Raw genomic sequence first — 20,648 nt, forward strand, 5'->3', positions numbered from 1 at the left:
GAAATTAATTTATATTAAAATTATTATCGCTGGAATAAATTAATATAAACTGTTTTTTAAATAATTCTATGGACAACTAGGGATATCCTCTTTTTATTTTTACATATTTTTCTAAATATTTTTTTATTAATCTTCATCTATCTCAAATTCAAATTCTGAATCTTCTTCTTCATCTAAATCTTCATTTCTATATTCATCCTTAAAAGTCTTCAAATTTGGCTCTACTACTATTTCATCTCCATTAACATCCAGCTGAATCAGTGAAATATAATCCTTTACCATCTTTTCAGAAGGATTCGTTGTAGATATGAATACTCCAGTACCTACAACCTCTGCACCAAATTCATTCATAAGGTCTACCATTCCTTTTATAGTACCTCCTCCCCTCATGAAATCATCTATAATTATAACTTTGCTGTCTGGTTTAAGAGCTTTTCTTGGCAAACTCATACTCTCAACCTTAGAGCTGTTTCCACTCACATATGTCATGCTAAGGGTAGGACCTTCTGACACTTTTATATCTTTTCTTATTATAACTAGAGGTAAGTTCATGGCTTTTGCAGTCATAAGTGCCATAGGTATACCTTTTGTTTCCATTGTCACAACATAATCTGCATCTACATACTCAATATTTGATGCAAATATCTTTCCTATCTTAGCAGCTATTGTAGGGTCATAAATTAAGTCAATCAAGTATAAAAAACCACCAGATAATATTCTAGACTTGTCACATATTTTCTCACATAATTCCATCAAGAACTCTGCATTCTCTGCTATAGAAGTTTTAGGTATATATTTTACTCCTCCTGCTGCTCCTGAAATGGTTATAACTTTACCTAAATGTAACTTTTCAAATACGTTCTTTACAACTAATAAATCTTCACTTATTGTTGACTTTGCTGCATTAAACTGATTTGTAAAATAACTTAATGTATATATTTTATTTGGATTATCAGACAGTATTTTGACTATTGCTCCAATTCTCTCTGTTCTTTTAAATTTCATTATTATTTCCTCCTACAAGTACCTTTATATAACGTTAAACTAACTAATGCATAACAATTCTTATTGTGGTATAATATTACTTATGTTTTATTATATTCAAAAATAAAATACATATAATATTATATGCATATTAATTATAAAATATTGAACATTATATTATTATACCACATAAATAGTTCATATTGTAGGACTTAATTAAAAAGAAAGGTGGTTTTATTATGAATATACACTTTATAGGGATTGGCGGTATCAGCATGAGTGCATTAGCTGAAATATGTATCAATAAAGGTTATCAAGTCTCAGGTTCGGATTCAAACGAATCATACCTATTAGACAAACTTAGAGACCAAGGGGCAACTATCTATATTGGTCAGAAAAAAGATAATATATCAGATGATGTAAATATGGTTGTTTATACAGCAGCAGTTCATCCAGACAATGAAGAGCTTGTGGCTGCTAAAGAAAAAAATAAATTAGTAATGAACAGAGCGACTTTTTTAGGCCAAATTATGAGGGAATATAAAAATTCTATAGCAGTTTCTGGAACACATGGAAAAACTTCTACAACATCTATGTTATCTACAATCTTTGAATATGCAGACTTAGACCCTACCATACTAGTTGGTGGTAACTTAAATATGATAGGTGGTAATGTTAAGATAGGTAATTCTAACCACTTTATAACTGAAGCATGTGAATATGTAGATAGTTTCCTTAATTTTAACCCCAAAATATCTATAGTTTTAAATGTTGAGGAAGACCATCTTGATTATTTCTCTGGAATAGATGAAATCAAGGCTTCTTTTAACAAATTTGGTAAGCTGTTGCCTCCAGAAGGCTATTTCATAATAAATGGTGATGACGAAAATGTTGATGACATATTGTATGATGTTAAAGCTACTATTATAAAATACGGTAGGGATTCTGATAATGATGCTGTAATAAAAGATATTCACTTTGACAATAGTGGTCATGGAATATTTAAAATAGAATATCAAGGAAGAGATTTAGGAGAATTTGAGCTTTCTGTATATGGTCTTCATAACATATATAATGCTTCTTCTGCTATAATGGCAGCTCTTGTTTCTGGTATTGACTTAGAGACTATAAGAAAAAATATAAAAATCTATAAAGGTGTAGGAAGAAGATTTGAAACTAAGGGGTATTATAAGAATGCTTTAGTAGTAGACGATTATGCACATCATCCAACTGAGCTAAAAGCTACTTTGGCTGCTGCTAAAAAATTAAAAAAATCCACTTTATGGTGTGTCTTCCAACCACATACTTACACTAGAACAAAATCTCTTTTAGGTGAATTCTCAGAAGCATTCTATGCTGCTGATAAAGTTATCATAACAGACATATATGCTGCTAGAGAAAAAGACCCTGGAGATATACATTCTAAAGACTTGGTTGAAAAATTATATCAAAACAACGTAGATGCTATCTACATAAAAGAATTTGAGAATATAGTAAAATATTTACGTGAAAATGTTAATGACAATGATTTAGTAATAACTGCTGGTGCTGGTCCAATTTATAAAGTTGCAGACTTGTTGGTTGAAAAATAACATATAAAAATAATTTAGGTGGTGTCTCAAAATGAACTTTTTAGTTCATGAGGCACTCTTTTTTATATGAAATCAAATATATTTTCATCATTTCAACAATGAAAAAGAGGCTTATCTCTCTATTTTGAAACAGCCCCTTCTCAAAATCCTATTTCTTTCCAATTTCAAATATCTCATTTTTAAGGTAATCAAACAAACTTGTATGAACCTCATAGTAAGATACAGTTTTCTTAGAAGTAACTTTTACATAATCTTTTCCCATTGTATCAACCTTTACAGCAAAATTATCACCTTTTATGTTTATAGTAAAGTTATAGTCACTTCTTTCCTTATTTTTCTCAGGTTGAACTTTTCCTACAACTCTTTTTGAAATCATCTTATGTGCTAAATCATCAAACTTCCATCTATGAACTTTTTTAGTTTCTTTTCCATAAGTTATAGTTACCTCTTTCCAATCTTTATAGTGACTTAAAAGGTCAAACGAAGTATATATACTCTCATCTAAAAGGTTCTTAAAAACATTCTTAGAATCAACTGGAACTTTATAATATTCTTCTTTATTTACAGTATATACTCTAAAGAAGTTAAGATCAGTAGAAAATTTAACTCCATCATCAGAATATCCTTCATAAACTGCTTCATAAGAAGTAGTATTTCTTACTTTCTTGAAACCTGAGAAAAATAGCTTTATTTCATCCCACATATCTTCTTCAATTTTTATGTTTTCTATATTTTTATCTGATATATAAACCTTCTTCTTTTCTTTTATTTGGGTCATTAGAGACCTATTATCTTCTTCTTTTTCTACTTTCTTTGGAACTTCACTTTTATCCTTTTCCAGATTTATTCCTATTCTAAAGGATATAAAGTATATTATAAAGAAAACAACTACTCCTATTAATATTGCAGCTTTTTTCTTTAATTTTCTTTTCTTGCTCATTTAACCACCCCTAGAGTTTATAATCATAAAACAATTATATAACTTTTTACACTTTTTTTTAAGGTTTAATTAATTATTACACTTATTTCCTTGGCAATTAGTACATGGTTCAACGTGAACTGTTATACCTTTTACAAATTCCATATGTTTTATTATATGTTTTTCAAGCTTGGTAGCAATGTCATGACCTTGCTTAACTGTCAGATTTTCATCCACACATATAGTTAAATCTACATATGCCATAGCTCCATGTTTTCTAGTCTTTATATCACCTAGATTCTTAACCCCTTCTGTATCTGCTACAATAAAGTTTAATTCTTTTATCTCCTCTTCATCAACCGAAACATCCATCAATTCATTAACAGAACTTATAAGTATATTAATTCCTACTTTAGCCACAAATATAGCCACTACAACTGATGCAATTGGGTCTAAAGGCTTAAACCCTAAAATAGAACCACCTATCCCTATAAAAGCAGCTACTGAAGATAAAGCGTCTGACCTATGATGCCAAGCATCAGCTTTTAGGGCCGGTGAATTTATCTTTTTAGCAACTTTTATTGTTATTCTATATTGATACTCTTTTATCAGGATTGAAATAACTGATACTACTAATGGTAATATTGATGGAACACTTAATGCATCTAAATTAAATAAAGATTTAATTGCCTCTATACCTATTGTTATAGAAACGAAGATAAGCAATATTGATAACACGAATGATACTAATGTCTCTGCTTTCTCATGACCATAATTATGTTCTCTATCTCCTGGTCTAGAAGATACATAATTGCCTATTAATACTCCTATAGAACTTATAATATCTGATGCTGAATGCAACCCGTCTGCAACCATAGCACTAGAATTACCAATAACACCAGCTATAACCTTAATTATTGTTAATACTACATTCCAAAGTATCGATTGTATTGTTATTTTATTTGCTTCTTCATACCTTGTCTCCATTTTTATTCCTCCTTTTGAAACAACTCTAAATACTATTAAAATATGTACCTCTGAACATAAATTAAATCTACTCTTATATACAAATGTGTACCCTTTACTTTCAATAGAGATTATCAATCTTCTATAAAATGAAAAATCACCTAGCTTAAGCTAGGCGATATATATTATACACTATTATTTAAGTTTATGCTTCTTTTATTATCTCCACTACCATTTTAGCAGAATTATATAAATCTTTTATAGCTATATGTTCACTTAATGTATGAGCATTTTTCATACCTATTCCTAAAGTTATAGCTTCGATACCATTCTTACTTAATATATTTGTATCACTACCTCCTCCTGTAGATTCAGTATGACTTTCTATATCTAAGTTTGAAAAAGCTTTCTTTGCAAGTTTTATTATTTCAGAATCTTCACTAACATCTATTGGTGTGTACGCTCTATTGACATCTATCTCAATTTTAGCTCCAAAATCTTTTGCAGCTTTTTCAAAAGTCTCTACCATGTGTTTAGTTTGAACATCTAATTTATTTTCTTTTAAACTTCTGGCTTCTGCAACTATATTAACTTCACCTGTTACTATATTTGTGGCTGTTCCACCGTTTATAATTCCTATGTTAGCAGTTGTTTCTTCATCTATTCTAAGTAAATTCATATTTTCTATTGCTCTGGCTGCTACCATTATAGCACTTATACCAGCTTCAGGCTCAAGACCTGCATGAGCAGTCTTTCCTAATATCTTAACATTTATTACATCTTGTGCAGGAGCTTTTACTATTATCTCTCCTGGAGAACCACCACTATCTAATACAAAAGCATATTCAGAATCTATTTTTCCATAGTCTAAATTTTTAGCTCCAACTAATCCACATTCCTCACATATAGAGAATACAACCTGTATATCAGTATGTTCTATGTTATTTTCCTTTATATATCTTAAGCCTTCTAATATAGCTGCTATACCTGCTTTATCATCAGAACCTAATATTGTAGTACCATCACTTTTTATTATTCCATTTGCTTCATCCACTATAGGTTTTACTCCAATACCTGGAGTCACTGTATCCATATGTGAACTAAATAATATTTTCTTTCCTTCTTTATTTCCTTTTAGTGTAGCTATTATATTGCCAGTTTCTCCATTTGTTTTTTCACCAGCATTGTCTACTACTACTGAACAACCTATTTCTTCTAATTTTTTAACTAATACTTTAGCAACATTCCCCTCTTTTAAAGATAAACTGTCTATCTGTACTAATTCAAGGAACTCGTTTAAAATCCTTTGCTCGTTTATCATAACCTTCCTCCATAATATAATAGGTATTTTAAAATATATTGTAGTTTAATATTTAAATATTATCAATAGTTTTTAAAGTTTTGTATTACTTTAATTAATTTTTTTCAGCAAAATGAAAGCTAAAACTAAATTCTTGCATTTTTATCTAACTATATTTCTTTGTCTGGAATCTATAAAACATAGCCAATACCCTAAGCTATTTGTTCTATTGTCACAAGCTTGGTATCTTAAAAATCCTGTGCTTCCATTATCTGGCTGTTCATTTCTATTTCCCGGAATAGCATAAATATAATGTTTTCTCTTATTATATTCATCATACTGAACTCCAAATAAGTAGTGTCTATATTTATATGAATGCAACACTGCATCACTATACATAGTATAATTCAGCACATTTAAATAGCCTAAATAAGGCATTGTATATCCACACAATGTTGTAGGATTTATCTCTATTTTCCACCATCTTGTTTTATCTATATAATCTGTTACAAACGGTTTTACTTCTTTAAATAATTTCAAACCTTTCTTTATTTGTCTTGGCATAAGTAATGTGCTAGCTTGTTTATTTCCACTGTCTCCTTGACTTACTCCATTGACTCTTTTTATTTTTTCAATATTATTTTGCTCTTTTTGAGTTTTCTTTGATTTAGTAGGTTTTGAAGAAACAAATCTGTCTTCTTCTCTGTTTACTTCAAAAACTTCTTCTTCATCTTCTTCATCATATTCTATATCTATATATTCTTCCTGTGCTTTAACCTTATTATAATTTTCTATTTCTTTATAATTATTGAATTCTTCTATTTCCTCATCTCTAGAATCTTCTATTTCCGTTCTTGCTTTTAACTCTCCCTCATCAACGTCTTCTTCATCTTCCCAATAATCTTCATACTCATCTTCATCATATTCTTCTATAATGTATTCTTCTTCATCGTCATTCCCTTCTTCTCTATCACTCTCTTCCTCAGCGTTTAACTCTTCATCTTCTTCCAATTCTTCATACTCTTCTTCATCTTCTATCTCTTGGAATAATATGTCCTCATAATTTTCAATCTTGTTTCCTTTAAATCCAATTAAAGGTATATTTCTTTCATACAATAATGCAATACCTTTTATCTCATCATCGTAATCTTCTAAATCTAAAACAAACTCACCTCTTCCTTGTTCATTTAAAATTATATTTCCTAGGTCTATTAATCCATGGTCACCTTTTATTGCTACTGCTTTATACCCATCTTTAACATATTTTAGATTTTCTACATATAATGCAATAATTGCTTTTTCATCATTTACTTCAACTTTTGCAAAAGCTTTTGGCAGTACTCGTTCTTTGTATCTAAAGTTTATGTCCTTAGCTTCTAGTATTATATAGTCTCTTTTAAACTTTCTTTTAGAACCCACTGCAATCCCCCCTTAACACAGTTTCTCTAAACAATATATGTTAATAAAATAAAAAAAAGTACCTTCTATTTAGAAGATACTTTTGTATTTATTATATTTGAAAGAACTGAAAACTCCTCTATACTAAGAGTTTCACCCCTTCTTTTTTCGTCTATATTAGCTTTTTTTAATATTTCTCTTATTTCATCTTTATTAAGAAAACCAAGCCCTCCCAACGAATTAAGAAGTGTCTTTCTTCTTTGTCCAAAAGATGCTTTTACTGTTTTAAAAAATATTTCTTCATTATGAACGTCATATTTTTTTTCAGCTCTTACATGTAGACCTATAACTGTTGAATCTACATTTGGTTGTGGTATAAACATATGTCTTGGAGCCTTTGCTACAATCTCTGTCTCACAATAGTATTGAACAGCTATAGATAATGCTCCATAATCTTTAGTACCTGAATTAGCATTCATTCTATCTGCAACTTCTTTTTGAACCATGACCACTATATCTGTTACAGGTATATCTTCCTCTAAAAATTTCATAACTATTGGAGTAGTTATATAATATGGAAGGTTTGCCACAAGCTTAACTGGTCCACCATTTAATTTGTTTTTTACTAACTCTTGTATATCTACTTTTAATATGTCTTGATTTACAACCTCTATATTATCTAAATCTGACAAGGTGTCTTTCAATATAGGAATTAAATTCCTATCGATTTCTATAGCTACTACTTTTTCTGCTATTTTACCCATCTCACGAGTAAGAGTACCTATACCAGGTCCTACTTCTATTATATTATCTCCTTCTGTGATTCTAGCTCCAGCTAAGATTTTATCAATTATATTACTATCTATCAAAAAATTTTGACCTAAAGACTTTGAAAATTTAAAATTATATTTTTGTACTACTTCCTTTGTTGCATTATGTGAAGATAGTCTATCCATTATTTACTCCTTTTTAACTTATTTTGATATTTAATTTTATTAATTATAATTATTGGTAGTATAGCCATCTGCTATAACCAAAAGTTTTAGCAAAATACTCTTCCTACAGTGATGAAGAAGAATTTCGCCTTATAGGTTAAAATTAGCCTGTAATTCCACAATTTATTTTATATACATATTTTTCATATATTAAATATTACATTTATATTTGTTTTAATGCATCTATAAATTCTTCTCTTTCAACTCCATAATTATTCAATCTATTTAAAAATTGTTTTGCATTTCCATATCCGATTCCAAGTATTTTACCAAGTGCATCTCTTCTAAATGATGCTTCTTCATTACCTATAAGACCATTTTTAATTAAGTCAACTTGCTTAAATTCATCTCTTTTTTCTGTATTTTCAGTTCTAACTTTATTTAAAGCTGCTATTATACTTTGAGGAGTAGCATTTTCAATGCCTATATCTCCATCCTTTTTAGCTTCTTCTCTTGGCAGAAATGCATGTTTACATCCTGGAACTTCTGATGCTATTTTTTTTCTTATTTTTTCACCTGCAAAATCTGGATCTGTAAATATTATAACACCACGTCTTTCATTGGCAGCTTTTATACGCTCCATTACACCTTTTGGAAATCCAAATCCACCTGTAGTTATAAGTTCTGCATCTATTGCTCTCTTAACTGCTGTAACATCATCTCTTCCTTCTACTACTATTATTTCTTTTATCATATAAATTCACCTTTTATTCATTTTTAGTTTTTCTTTACATTCCTTTATTTTAAGGTTTTTATTTGATTTAATCAAGGTATTAAGATATTTATTTTTATATATAAATATGTGTTTTAGACAAATATATTAAAAGAACCTAGATATAAAATTTATATTCTAGGCTCTTTTGCATTAGATTTTATTGTTAAGCTTAACTCTCTTTTTCTGTCTTCCCATCATATTTTGATATCCATTTATTTAGTATGGCTTCTCTATTTCTTGCTGATGATTTTAAATCATTATCTATCATTTGTTCTAATGGCTTTTTAGGGAATCCTTCTGGTATTGGATTTCCTGTATCAATTGTAGTAACTGCAAAATTCTTAGAATACTCATTCATTGCATCTTTACTTATTGCCCAATCTAAAAATACTTTTGAAGCTTCTTTTATATTATCTTTTTTCACAAGGGCATTTGATTCTAACTCCCATCCAGAACCCTCTTTTGGAAACACTACTTCTACTGGATAACCTTCACCTTTTAACTTTATACCTCTATTTCCAAAAGATATACCTATAGGATATTCTCCTGAAGCTGCTGATATAGCTGGTGCCGATCCAGATTGAGTATATACACCAATATTTTTATGTAGCTTATCCATGTATTCCCATGCTTTTTCTTCACCCATAATTTGTATAAGCGCCGATACTGTTAAATACCCTGTTCCTGCAGAAGCTGGATTAGGCATAGATATAAGACCTTTATATTCTGGCTTTATTAAATCTTTATAGGAACTAGGAGTTGATATGTTTTTATCCTTTAATTCTTTAGTATTTACTGTTATACCCGTCATCCAAGCATCTATCCCAACCCATGAAGGAACTTCCTTATCATCTTTAAATGCAGGATTTATCTTATCAAAGTCTTTTGGAGCGTATGGCTCTAACATTCCTTGGTCATCTAAAATTATCAAACTTGTAGCTGCGACCCCCCATAACACATCTGCTTGAGGATTATCTTTTTCAGCCAGTAGTCTTGCTGTTATATCTCCTACTGATAATCTAAGTACATTCAATTTAATATCTGGATATTTCTCTTTAAATGTAGTTAAATATGTGTCTATGCTATCTTCTTCAATTGCTGTATAAACAGTTAACTCTCCTTTCGTCTTACTATTAGACTTTGAATCTGAACCTGATGATGCAGTACTATACCCCGTTATTACACTCAATAAAAGTGTTGATAATACTCCTAAGGAAATTAGCTTCTTAAATTTCATTTTTACCTCCCCTATGCAACATCTTTTTGTTGCCATTTTTGTGTGTTATTTTTTAATTTCTTTGTTATAAATTCATACAAAAGTCTTACTATTATATTTGTTAAAAGCACTAATACTGCCATAGCAGCTGATGGACCTATATACCCTATCTCATCTAGCTTTAATATTGATATTGATGCAGTTTGAGTTTGAGGAGTATATAAAAATATTAGTGCTGAGACAGTAACCATTGAATTTACAAAATAATATACTACTACTTCAAGTATTGATGTTATGGACATTGGCACTGTTACATTAAAAAACACCTTATAAAATGGAATATTTATAGATTTTGCAACTAGTTCATACTCTCTATCCAACATTTTTAGGGATGAGTTTGAAGTTATAAAACATACTGAATAAAAATGAACTATATTGGCTATAACTATTATCGTTGTACTTCCATATAAAAAATTTAATGGATTGCTTGTTGAATTGAAAAAAGTTATATATGATATACCTAAAGCCAAACCAGGTAATGCCATTGGTATCATCGATAAAAAGTAAGCTATTTGTCTCAGTCTAGGAAACTTATCTACTTTTTCTATCATATATGCACTAAAAAATACAAATATAGTTCCAAATATTGCTGTTAAAGTTGATATTTTTAAACTACTCAAATATGTTTTTATTCCATTTGCTGATATACCTTTAAATGTATAATGCTCCATTGTAAGACTTAAATTATATGGCCATAATTTTATAACTGAACCTATAACTGAAACAAATATCAAAGTAAAAATCAATAAAGTTATAAGACTACATACTACTAAAAACACTCTATCTCTAAGCTTATTTTCCTTAATCTTATATGGTATAGATTTTGCAGTTATAGTCATACCCTGTTTTTTACTTGCCATCTTATCTAATGTAAAAGCTATCAATACAGGAATCAACATTACCATAGAAACAGTAGCTCCCATTGGTATGTTAAATTGACCTACCACTTGTTTATATATGTCAGTAGCCAATACATTGTAGTTTCCTCCAACTATCTTTGCCGCTCCGAAATCTGTAAATGCAAGTATAAAAGATACAAAGAACGAACTAACTAGTGAATACTTTATACCTGGAATTGTGATTTTACAGAACTTCTTAAATTCACTAGCCCCTAAGCTATCTGCTGCTTCATAAAGCCTGTAATCAGCCATCGAAAGTGCAACAGATAATATTAAGAATGCTTGTGGAAATGTAAATAGTATCTGACAAATAATTATTCCTAATGGACCATATAGTGGTACTTCTATCCCTATAATTGTAAATATTCCTTTATTTCCAAAAAGGTATATAAGTGAGATACCATATAGCATAGCTGGTGCAAAAAGTGGAAATATTCCCATAGTTTTAAAAAAGTTTTTAAACCTTAAATTCGTTCTTGTTATTGCATATGAATATATAAATGCTAAACATAGTGATATTAAAGATGAAATTGTAGATACAAAAATTGAGTTTTTAAATGATGCTATAAGACTTGGATTTTCAATATATTTACTAAAGTTTGAAATACCTATAAAATTTCCACTTGTATCTAAAAATGCATTTTTTAATAATGATATTAATGGAAATAATATGAATAATATTAGTGCAATCACTGAAAAAACTAAGAAACATTTCTGTATCGTGCTATCACCTATTCTTCTTTTACTTTTTACTGTTATCATTTATTCACCCCTAGCTATTAAGCACATCCCTCTGATTTATATTCTACAATTCCTTCTTTAGGTATCTTGAAGTTTATTTTAGAACCTATGCATAGTTTCATTCGCTCCGCAACCTTTGAAACTACATCTAGCTTTATTTGCTTAGAACAATACTCAACTGTAATTCTATAGTTAAATCCTCTAAATTCAATATCTAAAATCTCCCCAACTTTTATATCCTTATCTTTAGAATCTCTACTAAACTCTATCTTTATATCTTCTGGTCTAATTGCTATCTTATTAACACCATCATCTATAAAATTTATTGTTCCTATAAAATCAGCTACAAAAGGTGTTTCTGGACTTTTATAGACTTCTTTAGGAGTTCCAACCTGTATTATTTCTCCATTATTCATAACAACCATCTTATCGGCTAAACAAAGTGCCTCTTCTTGGTCATGTGTTACCATTATAATTGTAATGCCTAGTTTTCTATGTAGACTTCTAATCTGTTCCCTAAGTTTCAACCTTACTTTTGCATCTAATGCAGATAACGGTTCATCAAGAAGTAAAAAGTCTGGCTCTAAAGCAATTGCACGAGCTAATGCTACTCTTTGCTGTTGTCCTCCTGATAATTGTGATGGATATTTTTTATCATATCCACTCAATTCTACAACTTCTAAAACTTCTTTAACCTTCTTATCTATATTAGATTTACTTATATTTTTATTTTCTAACCCAAAAGCTATATTTTTGTAAACATTCATATTTGGAAATAATGCATATGACTGAAAAACTATACCAAAATTTCTACTTTCAGGTGGTGAACTAGTCATATCCTTATCATTTATTATTATTTTTCCATCATGTTTATCCTCAAGCCCTGCAATTATTCTAAGTAATGTACTTTTACCACAACCGCTTGGACCTAGTAAACAGATAAACTCTCCTTTTTCAATATCAATAGATATATCTTTTAGCACTTTGACTTGTCCATAACTTTTACTTACATTTTTTACTTGTAAAAAAGACATCTATAATCCCCCTTCTAAAGCCAACCTAAACTTAAATAAGTCTTCTCTATTTAAGTACTATTGCTTCCAATTTCACAGTTATCTAGAAGTAATCTCCTTTTTATTTTCATTTTTATCTATTTTTTCATCATATTATGACATAACTGCTCAACATAAAATTTATATTCTCTTTAATAATCGCCCAATAATTTATTAACTTTAGTTTAATAATTATTTAATAAAGCATTTCCTTTATATTAACTATTTTCATAATGACATTAAAATAAACTATTTTGGGCTGTAATATATCCACTTCTAAATTAATATCTAAAAATAGATATAAGCATCTTTTTCATTGTTGAAATTATGAAAATATATTGATTTCATACAAAAAAGAGTGCCTCATGAACTAAAAAGTGTACTGCACCCCAATTGTTGGACTAAAAATCTAACGATTGGGGTGTTTCTATATGGCTAAATACGATTTTAATTTCAAATTAAAAGTAATTAAGTCCTATTTAAATAGAGAAGCAGGATATGTTTCAATAGCAAAACAACATGGAGTTGCTAACCATTCTCAAGTTGAAAGATGGGTTAATACGTATAATACATTAGGAGAGGATGGACTAAAAAGAAAAAATAAAAATACTTTCTATATTATACAGTTCAAGCTAGATGTTATAAACTATATGATAACAACTAAATCTAGTGCACAAGAAGTCCCTAACCATTTTGGAATGAAAAATAGTACATTTATAGCAATATGGAAATAAAAATTTTTACATGGTGTTGTCGATGCCTTGTCTAAAACAAAAGGAAGACCATCAATGAATAAAAGCAAAAACACTAAAGAAAAAAATGAATTAACAAAAGAACAAGAATTAGAATATGAAAATCAACTTTTAAAAGCGTATCTTGCATTTCTAAAAAAGCTGCGTGCTTCAGGGATGAATGTTCCCGAAAGGTTAAAAAACAATACGAAGCAAAAGTAATTTATGATTTTCGTAAGGAGTTTAAACTCTCCATTCTTCTTGAAGCTACTAAATTTCCTAAATCAACATATATGTATTGCCAGAAGAGATTTGATATTGAAAATCCAGATAAATATATTGAAGAAAAAATCATGTCTATTTTTGAAGAACACAGTGGCAGATATGGCTATCGCCGAATTACAGATACATTAAAAAATAGTGGTATCGTTATTAATCAAAAGAAAGTTAGACGTATTATGAGAAAATTAGAACTTAAATATATAGCATTTTCTCGTAAATCACGCAAATATAATTCCTATAAAAGTACAATTGAAAAGATAAAAAATAACAAAATTAATAGAAGATTTAAAACATCAATTCCACATCAGAAAATAACAACTGATACATCAGAATTTAAAATATATACTACCGATAAAAACGGAAAATTAATTATAAAAAAAGCATATCTTGATCCATTTTTAGATATGTTTAATGGAGAAGTTTTATCATTCAGTATTTCAGATAGACCTAGCCTTAAATCAATAAGTCATGCTTTAAATGAAGCTATCAATATTGCAAAAGATTGTCCTTATAGAAAAACTTTTCACTCAGACCAAGGTTGTGCATATCAAATGAATAAGTATAACAAAACACTTAAGAAAAATAAAATATTTCAAAGCATGTCTAGAAAGGGTACATGACTTGATAATTCTCCTATGGAAAATTTCTTTGGAATAATGAAGCAAGAAATGTATTATAGAAAAACATATAAAAGTTTCAACGAATTAAAGACAACTATAACAGAATATATTTACTATTGTAATAACAAAAGAATTAAAGAAAAATTAAATTGGCGTAGCCCTGTTAAATATAGATTTGAATATGAATCTAAAGTTACATAAAGTAAAGTTACATAAAGTAAAAAAACAGGAATGAAAATTCCATTCCTGTATAAAGTCCAACTTTTAGGTCTCAGTACAATCTTTATTTTGAGACAGCCCCTCATCCTATACTTATAATGACTTATTTTATATGTCATTATAAATTTTAATTTGTCTATTTTATATTAAAAAATTTCTTTGCATTTTCTTTTGTAGCTCTACATACTTCTTCATAAGATATTCCTTTTTCATGAGCTATCTTATCAGCAACAAAAGATACTTGAGAAGGATTATTTCTCTTTCCTCTATGTGGCTCTGGTGACATATACGGTGAATCAGTCTCTATGAATAATCTTTCTAGAGGTATTTCTCTTACTACTTCTCTAGTTTTTTTATTATTCTTAAAAGTAACTGTCCCTGGAATTGATATATAACAACCCATCTTAACATATTCTCTAGCTAACTCCACATTTCCACTATAACAATGAAGTACACATCCTATTTCAGGGCTTTTAGTGCTTTTTATTATCTCAAAAGTATCTCCATGTGCATCTCTATCATGTATTATTATTGGAAGTTTTAATTCATTAGCTAATTCAATTTGCTTCTTAAACCACTCTTTTTGTTCTTCTCTTGGAGAATAATCATAATAATAATCTAATCCAATCTCTCCAATAGCCACAACTTTTTCATTTTCAGTTGCAAGTTTTCTTAGCGTCTCTATCGCTGTATCATCTAGTTTTGATACATCATGTGGATGTACTCCAACTGCTGAATATATAAAGTCGTATTTTTTCGCAAGTTCAATTGCTGTTATCGAAGTTTCTATATCTGCTCCTGGATTTACAACCAAATCTACACCTTTATCTTTTAATGAACCAATAAGTTCATCTCTATCTTCATCAAAACTTTCATCATTTAAATGTGCATGTGAGTCAAATAACATCTTTAATCTCCTTACTATTTAATTGCCTACTAACGAACCTCGCATCCATCTTTAGCACCTTGTGTAAATGGTAAAACATATGGGTCTCCATCATCACCTGCTGCTAATATCATACCTTGAGATTCTACCCCTCTTAATTTAACTGGTTTTAAGTTACATACCACTGTAACCTCTTTACCTACCAAGTCTTCTGGCTTATAGTATTCAGCTATTCCTGATACTATTTGTCTTGTTTCTGGTCCAACCTTAACTTGTGATACTAATAATTTATTTGCTTTTGGATGCTTTTCACAGCTTATTATTTTCCCTACTCTAAGCTCTATTTTGTCTAAATCATCAATGGTAATTTCCTCTTTATGCTCTAAAGGTTTTTCCTCTACTGAAGGTTTCCCAGAGAACATTTTAGTTAATTCTTCTATCTCTTTTTCTATATCTAATCTTGGGAATAAAGGTTCACCTTTAAATACTTTTACATTTTCTCCAATAAGACCAAATATTTTTGTACTTTCCCATGTAGTTATATCATCTTGACCTTTTATTCCTATATGTTCATATACTTTATTAGCAGTTTCATTCATTATAGGATTTATTAGTGTTGCGATTATTCTTATAGATTCACATAAATTATATAAAACTGTGTCTAATTCATCTTTCTTACTTTCATCTTTAGCTAGTGCCCAAGGCATAGTTTCATCTATATATTTGTTAGTTCTTCTAACTAGTTTCCATACACTCTCTAATGCTTCGTGGAATTGCATCTTATCCATTTCGGCTTCAAAGTTTTCTCTAGTCGATACAGCTTGCTCTTTTAAATCAGCATCAAAATCAGTTGAAACTTTTGCTGTTGGTATTATACCGTTATTGTACTTTTCAACCATAGCTACAGTTCTGCTTATTAAGTTTCCTAAATCATTTGCTAGGTCATAATTTATTCTTGTTACAAAATTTCTATGAGTATAACTTCCATCTTGCCCAAATGCAAACTCTCTTAATAAGAAGTACTTAAGTGTGTCTATTCCATATCTTTCTATTATAGGTTCTGGATAAACCACATTACCTTTTGACTTACTCATTTTGTCATCAGCAAACAGTATCCATCCATGTCCAAATACTTGTTTTGGAACTTCTAAACCTAAAGCCATTAAAAGTGCCGGCCATATTATTGTATGGAATCTCACTATTTCTTTACCTACTATTTGAACATTGGCAGGCCAATATTTTTTGAATTCTTCATCATCATCAGTCATATATCCTAATGCTGTTATGTAGTTACATAAAGCATCTACCCATACATAAATTACATGTTTTTCATCAAAAGGAACTTTTATACCCCAATCAAAAGTTGTTCTGGTTACACTTAAATCTTCTAATCCTTTATCTAAAAAGTTTGCTACCATTTCATTTTTTCTAGTAGCAGGAAAACAGAAACTATCATCCTTGAATAATTCTTTTAATCTATCTTCATATTTAGATAATCTAAAGAAATAAGATTCTTCTTTTACTAAGTATGTTTCTCTTCCACAGTCAGGGCATTTATTTCCTTCTAGTAATTGAGATTCTGTCCAGAAACTTTCACAAGGAGTACAGTATCTACCTTCATATTCACCTTTATATATGTCACCTTGCTCATATAATTTAGTAAATATCTTTTGTATTATATCTGTATGTCTTTTTTCTGTAGTTCTTATAAAATCATCGTAAGATATATCCATAGTATTCCATAAAGCCTTTATATCTCTTATCATTCCATCAAGATACTCTATCTCTGACATTCCTTGCTCCATGGCTTTCTTTTGAATTTTTTCACCATGCTCATCTGTTCCTGTTAAGAACTTTACATCGTATCCACAGAAACGCTTGAATCTAGCTATTGTATCTGCAGCTACTGTTGAATAAGTATGTCCTATGTGTAATCCTCCACTTGGATAGTATATTGGTGTTGTTACATAAAAACTCGGTTTACTCATATTATTTACCTCCTAATTTTTTATCGTTCGTAATCTCCTTTAAATAATAAAAAATCGCCTCCTATGAGTTAACATAGGGGCGAGATTATTCACGGTACCACCCTAATTCATCTATAATGGCTATGTTTCACATGAAATGTAGAAATACTTTATAGATACCTTAGTAGACTATAACGTGTCCAACCGTTTTATCCTAGCACACTTGCTCAGATAAAAAGCTCCAAGACCATCTTCAATAAAGCTCTTGACGCTAGCTTTCACCTAACCTAGCTCTCTGATAGAAAAAACCTTTATTTACTCTTCTTTTCATAGCTTATAATTTGTATTACTATTTGTTTCTATATAATCACTATATTATAAAATTTTTCCCATATTGTCAACAAATTATACAAATATTACATAGCAAATAAAAACAGCTGCTATGACACCTGCAACATGGCTAATCATAGCACATGATAATGTATGTCTAGTATTTTTTATCTTCAGACTTCCATAGTATATTGCCATTGTATAAAAAATAGTCTCAGAAGAACCTACAATTGTAGCACCCATTTTTTCTACCAAACTTCCTATTCCAACCCTATTTGCAAGTTCACTATACATCCCTAAAGCACCACTTCCAGATAAAGGTTTTACACTTATTAGACCTATTAATTCTTTAGGTATACTCATCATATTTGCTATTGGTGTAAATAGCCATTCTAACATATCAAGACCTTTACCAGTTTTGAATATTCCTATTGCCAAAAATATACCTATTATATATGGTAGAATATCCCACGCTGCTTTTAATCCATCAATTGCCCCTTTTACAAAACTATCATATACATCTATTTTTTTATATTTACCATAAACTACTATGTACAAAATTATTATTGGTATAAGTAAGTTTGAAAATATCTCCATGTATCTACATCCCCTTTATCTATATCTTCTTTGAAAAAATTTACATGTTATTATTGCTATTGCTGTAGATATTATGGTTGCAAATAAAGTGGTAAAAATTATTTCACTTGGATTTTGAGCTCCCATATCCATCCTTAATTTGATTATAGTAAATGGAATTATTTGTATAGATGATATATTGATTACCATAAACATAATCATATCATTAGTAGCTGTATCTTTCTTGTTATTCAAAGTTTGAAGCTCTCTCATTGCTTTTAAACCAAATGCTGTTGCACCATTTCCAGCGCCCAACATATTTAAAGCAATATTCATAACTATATAAGACATTGCTTTATGACCTTTTGGGATAGAAGGAAATAATCTTCTCATTATAGGATTTAGTTTTTGACCTATCTTTTCAATTAAACCTGACTCTTTTGCGATATTCATTATACCCATCCAAAGTGCCATAATACCAGCTAGACTTATTGCAAATTCTATACCTTTTGATGTTTCACTTAATATAACTTTATTTAATTCACCCATATTTTTAGAAAACAAACTTCCTATTATCCCTATTGATACCATATAAAACCATATTTTTCCTATTATAATCATCCTCCTCTTTAAATAATTTTATGATAGTTAGGTAATACTTTATACTTGAAAGTTGTACTATATTATGTTTTAGTATAAGTGTGGGAGTTTTTACAATTTTTAATATTTAATAATAATTAAGGAGAGAAATAATGAGAAATCTAACACTTCTTACTGATTTATATCAGCTTACTATGTTAAATGGCTATTTTGAAAAAAATATTCACGAAGACATTGTTGTATTCGATATGTTTTTTAGAAAAAACGCTTGTGATGGAGGGTATACTATAGTTTGTGGTATTGATCAGGTTGTTGAATACATAGATAATCTTCATTTTTCAGATGAAGATTTAGAGTACTTAAAAAACTTAAATTTATTTTCTGATAAGTTCTTAAAGTTTTTAAAAGAATTTAAATTCACAGGAGATATATATGCTGTTGAAGAAGGAACTATCATGTTCCCTAATGAGCCATTAATTACTGTTAAAGCACCTTTATATCAAGCTCAACTCATTGAAACAGCATTGTTGACAATAGTCAATTTTCAGTCCCTTATTGCTACTAAAGCATCTAGAGTTTGCTTCGCAGCTCAAGGCGACTCTGTATTTGAATTTGGATTACGTCGTGCACAAGGTCCAGATGCAGGTATATATGGAGCTAGGGCTGCTGTAGTTGGTGGTTGTGCTGGAACTGCAAATGTACTAGCTGGGAAAATGTTTGATATACCTATAATTGGTACACATGCTCACAGTTGGGTACAAAAATTTGATAATGAACTTGAAGCATTCCAAGCATATGCTGATGTTTATCCAGACAAATGCTTGCTACTTGTAGATACTTATGATGTGTTAAATAGTGGAGTTCCTAATGCAATAAAAGTATTCAAAAATATTTCTGAAAAAGGACACAAACCTATGGGTATAAGGCTAGACTCTGGAGATTTAGCTTATTTATCTAAAGAAGCTAAAAAACAATTAGATAGTGCTGGTTTTTCAGATATTAGTATCACTGCATCTAATGACCTAGATGAATATACTATAGCATCACTTAAGGCAGAGGGAGCTACTATAAATTCATGGGGAGTAGGTACAAAGCTCATTACATCTTTCGATTCACCTTCTCTTGGAGGCGTTTATAAATTAGCTGCATCTTGTGAAAATGGAACTCTTGAACCTAAGATAAAGATTTCTGAGAATCCAGAAAAAATAAATAATCCTGGTTACAAGAAAGTTATAAGAATATATAACGAAGACAATAAAGCAGAGGCAGATTTAATTATGTTACATGATGAAGTTATAGATGAATCTAAACCTTTAGAAATTTTCCATCCTACTTATACATGGAAAACAAAGACATTTACAAATTATAAGGTTAAAGAGCTTCTTAAACCATTGTATATAAAAGGAATATGCAAATATAATAAAAAACCTGTTCTTGAAATAAAAAATCATGTACAATATGAATTAAGTACTATCTGGGAACAATACAAAAGACTTTCAAAACCACACATTTATAAGGTTGATTTATCTAGAAATCTTTGGTATTTAAAAACACGAATGATAGATTCTAAAAAAGTTTTATAGCATTAATTATTTTTATT

20 protein-coding genes and 1 other annotated feature are annotated in these 20,648 nt (G+C 29.5%); of the genes, 6 read left to right on the top strand and 14 right to left on the bottom strand.

Annotated elements, in window-relative coordinates:
- Positions 1-126: 126 nt before the first annotated feature.
- The gene (purR, locus tag JJC02_17130; protein ID UDN54561.1) at positions 127-1,005 is read right to left on the bottom strand and encodes a pur operon repressor; all 879 of its coding nucleotides are present in this window, start codon (positions 1,003-1,005) and stop codon (positions 127-129) included.
- Positions 1,006-1,223: 218 nt separating this feature from the next.
- Here purR and JJC02_17135 point away from each other — a divergent pair, with 218 nt between their 5' ends.
- Positions 1,224-2,576, top strand: a complete 1,353-nt coding sequence (locus JJC02_17135; protein UDN54562.1) for a UDP-N-acetylmuramate--L-alanine ligase — start codon at positions 1,224-1,226, stop codon at positions 2,574-2,576.
- Between the two features lie 148 nt (positions 2,577-2,724).
- Here the strand turns inward: JJC02_17135 and JJC02_17140 are convergent, their stop codons facing one another.
- From JJC02_17140 to JJC02_17180, 9 genes are all read right to left on the bottom strand, one after another.
- Positions 2,725-3,516, bottom strand: coding sequence for a hypothetical protein (locus tag JJC02_17140; GenBank protein ID UDN54563.1), 792 nt, complete (start codon positions 3,514-3,516; stop codon positions 2,725-2,727).
- Between the two features lie 69 nt (positions 3,517-3,585).
- Positions 3,586-4,482 (bottom strand): cation transporter, encoded by an 897-nt coding sequence (locus JJC02_17145; protein UDN54564.1) that lies wholly within the window; start codon positions 4,480-4,482, stop codon positions 3,586-3,588.
- A 184-nt stretch (positions 4,483-4,666) separates the two neighbouring features.
- Positions 4,667-5,782 (bottom strand): M20/M25/M40 family metallo-hydrolase, encoded by a 1,116-nt coding sequence (locus JJC02_17150; protein UDN54565.1) that lies wholly within the window; start codon positions 5,780-5,782, stop codon positions 4,667-4,669.
- A 141-nt stretch (positions 5,783-5,923) separates the two neighbouring features.
- The gene (locus tag JJC02_17155) at positions 5,924-7,180 is read right to left on the bottom strand and encodes a hypothetical protein (protein ID UDN54566.1); all 1,257 of its coding nucleotides are present in this window, start codon (positions 7,178-7,180) and stop codon (positions 5,924-5,926) included.
- Positions 7,181-7,245: 65 nt separating this feature from the next.
- Positions 7,246-8,115, bottom strand: coding sequence for a 16S rRNA (adenine(1518)-N(6)/adenine(1519)-N(6))-dimethyltransferase RsmA (gene rsmA, locus JJC02_17160; protein UDN54567.1), 870 nt, complete (start codon positions 8,113-8,115; stop codon positions 7,246-7,248).
- A 202-nt stretch (positions 8,116-8,317) separates the two neighbouring features.
- Complete coding sequence (gene rnmV / locus JJC02_17165) at positions 8,318-8,848, bottom strand: ribonuclease M5 (GenBank protein ID UDN54568.1); 531 nt, start codon at positions 8,846-8,848, stop codon at positions 8,318-8,320.
- 190 nt (positions 8,849-9,038) lie between these two features.
- On the bottom strand, positions 9,039-10,106 hold the full coding sequence (locus JJC02_17170; protein ID UDN54569.1) for a putative 2-aminoethylphosphonate ABC transporter substrate-binding protein: 1,068 nt from the start codon (positions 10,104-10,106) through the stop codon (positions 9,039-9,041).
- An 11-nt stretch (positions 10,107-10,117) separates the two neighbouring features.
- The gene (locus JJC02_17175) at positions 10,118-11,806 is read right to left on the bottom strand and encodes a putative 2-aminoethylphosphonate ABC transporter permease subunit (GenBank protein ID UDN54570.1); all 1,689 of its coding nucleotides are present in this window, start codon (positions 11,804-11,806) and stop codon (positions 10,118-10,120) included.
- A 17-nt stretch (positions 11,807-11,823) separates the two neighbouring features.
- Positions 11,824-12,819 (bottom strand): ATP-binding cassette domain-containing protein, encoded by a 996-nt coding sequence (locus JJC02_17180; GenBank protein UDN54571.1) that lies wholly within the window; start codon positions 12,817-12,819, stop codon positions 11,824-11,826.
- 449 nt (positions 12,820-13,268) lie between these two features.
- On the opposite strand from JJC02_17180, the gene JJC02_17185 reads away from it, so the two are divergent.
- Genes JJC02_17185 through JJC02_17200 form a run of 4 tightly spaced genes read left to right on the top strand, consistent with a single transcriptional unit; the run spans position 13,269 to position 14,671 of the window.
- A complete protein-coding gene (locus tag JJC02_17185; GenBank protein ID UDN54572.1) occupies positions 13,269-13,571 on the top strand; it encodes a transposase in 303 nt (100 codons plus the stop codon).
- A 54-nt stretch (positions 13,572-13,625) separates the two neighbouring features.
- Entirely contained in the window at positions 13,626-13,790 is a 165-nt protein-coding gene (locus JJC02_17190; GenBank protein ID UDN54573.1) for a hypothetical protein, read from the top strand.
- On the top strand, positions 13,718-14,470 hold the full coding sequence (locus JJC02_17195; GenBank protein UDN56453.1) for an IS3 family transposase: 753 nt from the start codon (positions 13,718-13,720) through the stop codon (positions 14,468-14,470). The genes JJC02_17190 and JJC02_17195 overlap by 73 nt, the downstream gene beginning before the upstream one ends.
- A gap of 15 nt (positions 14,471-14,485) precedes the next feature.
- Positions 14,486-14,671, top strand: a complete 186-nt coding sequence (locus JJC02_17200; GenBank protein ID UDN54574.1) for an IS3 family transposase — start codon at positions 14,486-14,488, stop codon at positions 14,669-14,671.
- Positions 14,672-14,825: 154 nt separating this feature from the next.
- Here the strand turns inward: JJC02_17200 and JJC02_17205 are convergent, their stop codons facing one another.
- The 4 genes from JJC02_17205 to JJC02_17220 form a co-directional block, all read right to left on the bottom strand.
- Entirely contained in the window at positions 14,826-15,596 is a 771-nt protein-coding gene (locus JJC02_17205; protein ID UDN54575.1) for a TatD family hydrolase, read from the bottom strand.
- 29 nt (positions 15,597-15,625) lie between these two features.
- Positions 15,626-17,563, bottom strand: coding sequence for a methionine--tRNA ligase (metG, locus tag JJC02_17210; GenBank protein UDN54576.1), 1,938 nt, complete (start codon positions 17,561-17,563; stop codon positions 15,626-15,628).
- Between the two features lie 72 nt (positions 17,564-17,635).
- Positions 17,636-17,882 (bottom strand) — a binding site (T-box leader).
- A 65-nt stretch (positions 17,883-17,947) separates the two neighbouring features.
- Positions 17,948-18,469, bottom strand: coding sequence for a spore maturation protein (locus JJC02_17215; GenBank protein ID UDN54577.1), 522 nt, complete (start codon positions 18,467-18,469; stop codon positions 17,948-17,950).
- A 15-nt stretch (positions 18,470-18,484) separates the two neighbouring features.
- Complete coding sequence (locus JJC02_17220) at positions 18,485-19,069, bottom strand: spore maturation protein (GenBank protein ID UDN54578.1); 585 nt, start codon at positions 19,067-19,069, stop codon at positions 18,485-18,487.
- Between the two features lie 131 nt (positions 19,070-19,200).
- Here JJC02_17220 and JJC02_17225 point away from each other — a divergent pair, with 131 nt between their 5' ends.
- Positions 19,201-20,631 carry a nicotinate phosphoribosyltransferase gene (locus JJC02_17225; GenBank protein ID UDN54579.1) on the top strand — a complete coding sequence of 477 codons (1,431 nt, stop codon included), beginning with the start codon at positions 19,201-19,203 and terminating at the stop codon, positions 20,629-20,631.
- The last annotated feature ends 17 nt before the right edge of the window (positions 20,632-20,648 follow it).

Origin of the sequence: Clostridioides sp. ES-S-0054-01 (assembly GCA_021561035.1) — a bacterium.
Lineage (GTDB): Bacteria > Bacillota > Clostridia > Peptostreptococcales > Peptostreptococcaceae > Clostridioides.

Bases quoted from the DNA above. Each gene is read 5' to 3' on its own strand.
- purR (UDN54561.1), bottom strand. From the start codon at position 1,005: ATGAAATTTAAAAGAACAGAGAGAATTGGAGCAATAGTCAAAATACTG.
- JJC02_17135 (UDN54562.1), top strand. From the start codon at position 1,224: ATGAATATACACTTTATAGGGATTGGCGGTATCAGCATGAGTGCATTA.
- JJC02_17140 (UDN54563.1), bottom strand. From the start codon at position 3,516: ATGAGCAAGAAAAGAAAATTAAAGAAAAAAGCTGCAATATTAATAGGA.
- JJC02_17145 (UDN54564.1), bottom strand. From the start codon at position 4,482: ATGGAGACAAGGTATGAAGAAGCAAATAAAATAACAATACAATCGATA.
- JJC02_17150 (UDN54565.1), bottom strand. From the start codon at position 5,782: ATGATAAACGAGCAAAGGATTTTAAACGAGTTCCTTGAATTAGTACAG.
- rsmA (UDN54567.1), bottom strand. From the start codon at position 8,115: ATGGATAGACTATCTTCACATAATGCAACAAAGGAAGTAGTACAAAAA.
- rnmV (UDN54568.1), bottom strand. From the start codon at position 8,848: ATGATAAAAGAAATAATAGTAGTAGAAGGAAGAGATGATGTTACAGCA.
- JJC02_17170 (UDN54569.1), bottom strand. From the start codon at position 10,106: ATGAAATTTAAGAAGCTAATTTCCTTAGGAGTATTATCAACACTTTTA.
- JJC02_17175 (UDN54570.1), bottom strand. From the start codon at position 11,806: ATGATAACAGTAAAAAGTAAAAGAAGAATAGGTGATAGCACGATACAG.
- JJC02_17180 (UDN54571.1), bottom strand. From the start codon at position 12,819: ATGTCTTTTTTACAAGTAAAAAATGTAAGTAAAAGTTATGGACAAGTC.
- JJC02_17185 (UDN54572.1), top strand. From the start codon at position 13,269: ATGGCTAAATACGATTTTAATTTCAAATTAAAAGTAATTAAGTCCTAT.
- JJC02_17190 (UDN54573.1), top strand. From the start codon at position 13,626: ATGAATAAAAGCAAAAACACTAAAGAAAAAAATGAATTAACAAAAGAA.
- JJC02_17200 (UDN54574.1), top strand. From the start codon at position 14,486: ATGGAAAATTTCTTTGGAATAATGAAGCAAGAAATGTATTATAGAAAA.
- JJC02_17205 (UDN54575.1), bottom strand. From the start codon at position 15,596: ATGTTATTTGACTCACATGCACATTTAAATGATGAAAGTTTTGATGAA.
- metG (UDN54576.1), bottom strand. From the start codon at position 17,563: ATGAGTAAACCGAGTTTTTATGTAACAACACCAATATACTATCCAAGT.
- JJC02_17215 (UDN54577.1), bottom strand. From the start codon at position 18,469: ATGGAGATATTTTCAAACTTACTTATACCAATAATAATTTTGTACATA.
- JJC02_17220 (UDN54578.1), bottom strand. From the start codon at position 19,069: ATGATTATAATAGGAAAAATATGGTTTTATATGGTATCAATAGGGATA.
- JJC02_17225 (UDN54579.1), top strand. From the start codon at position 19,201: ATGAGAAATCTAACACTTCTTACTGATTTATATCAGCTTACTATGTTA.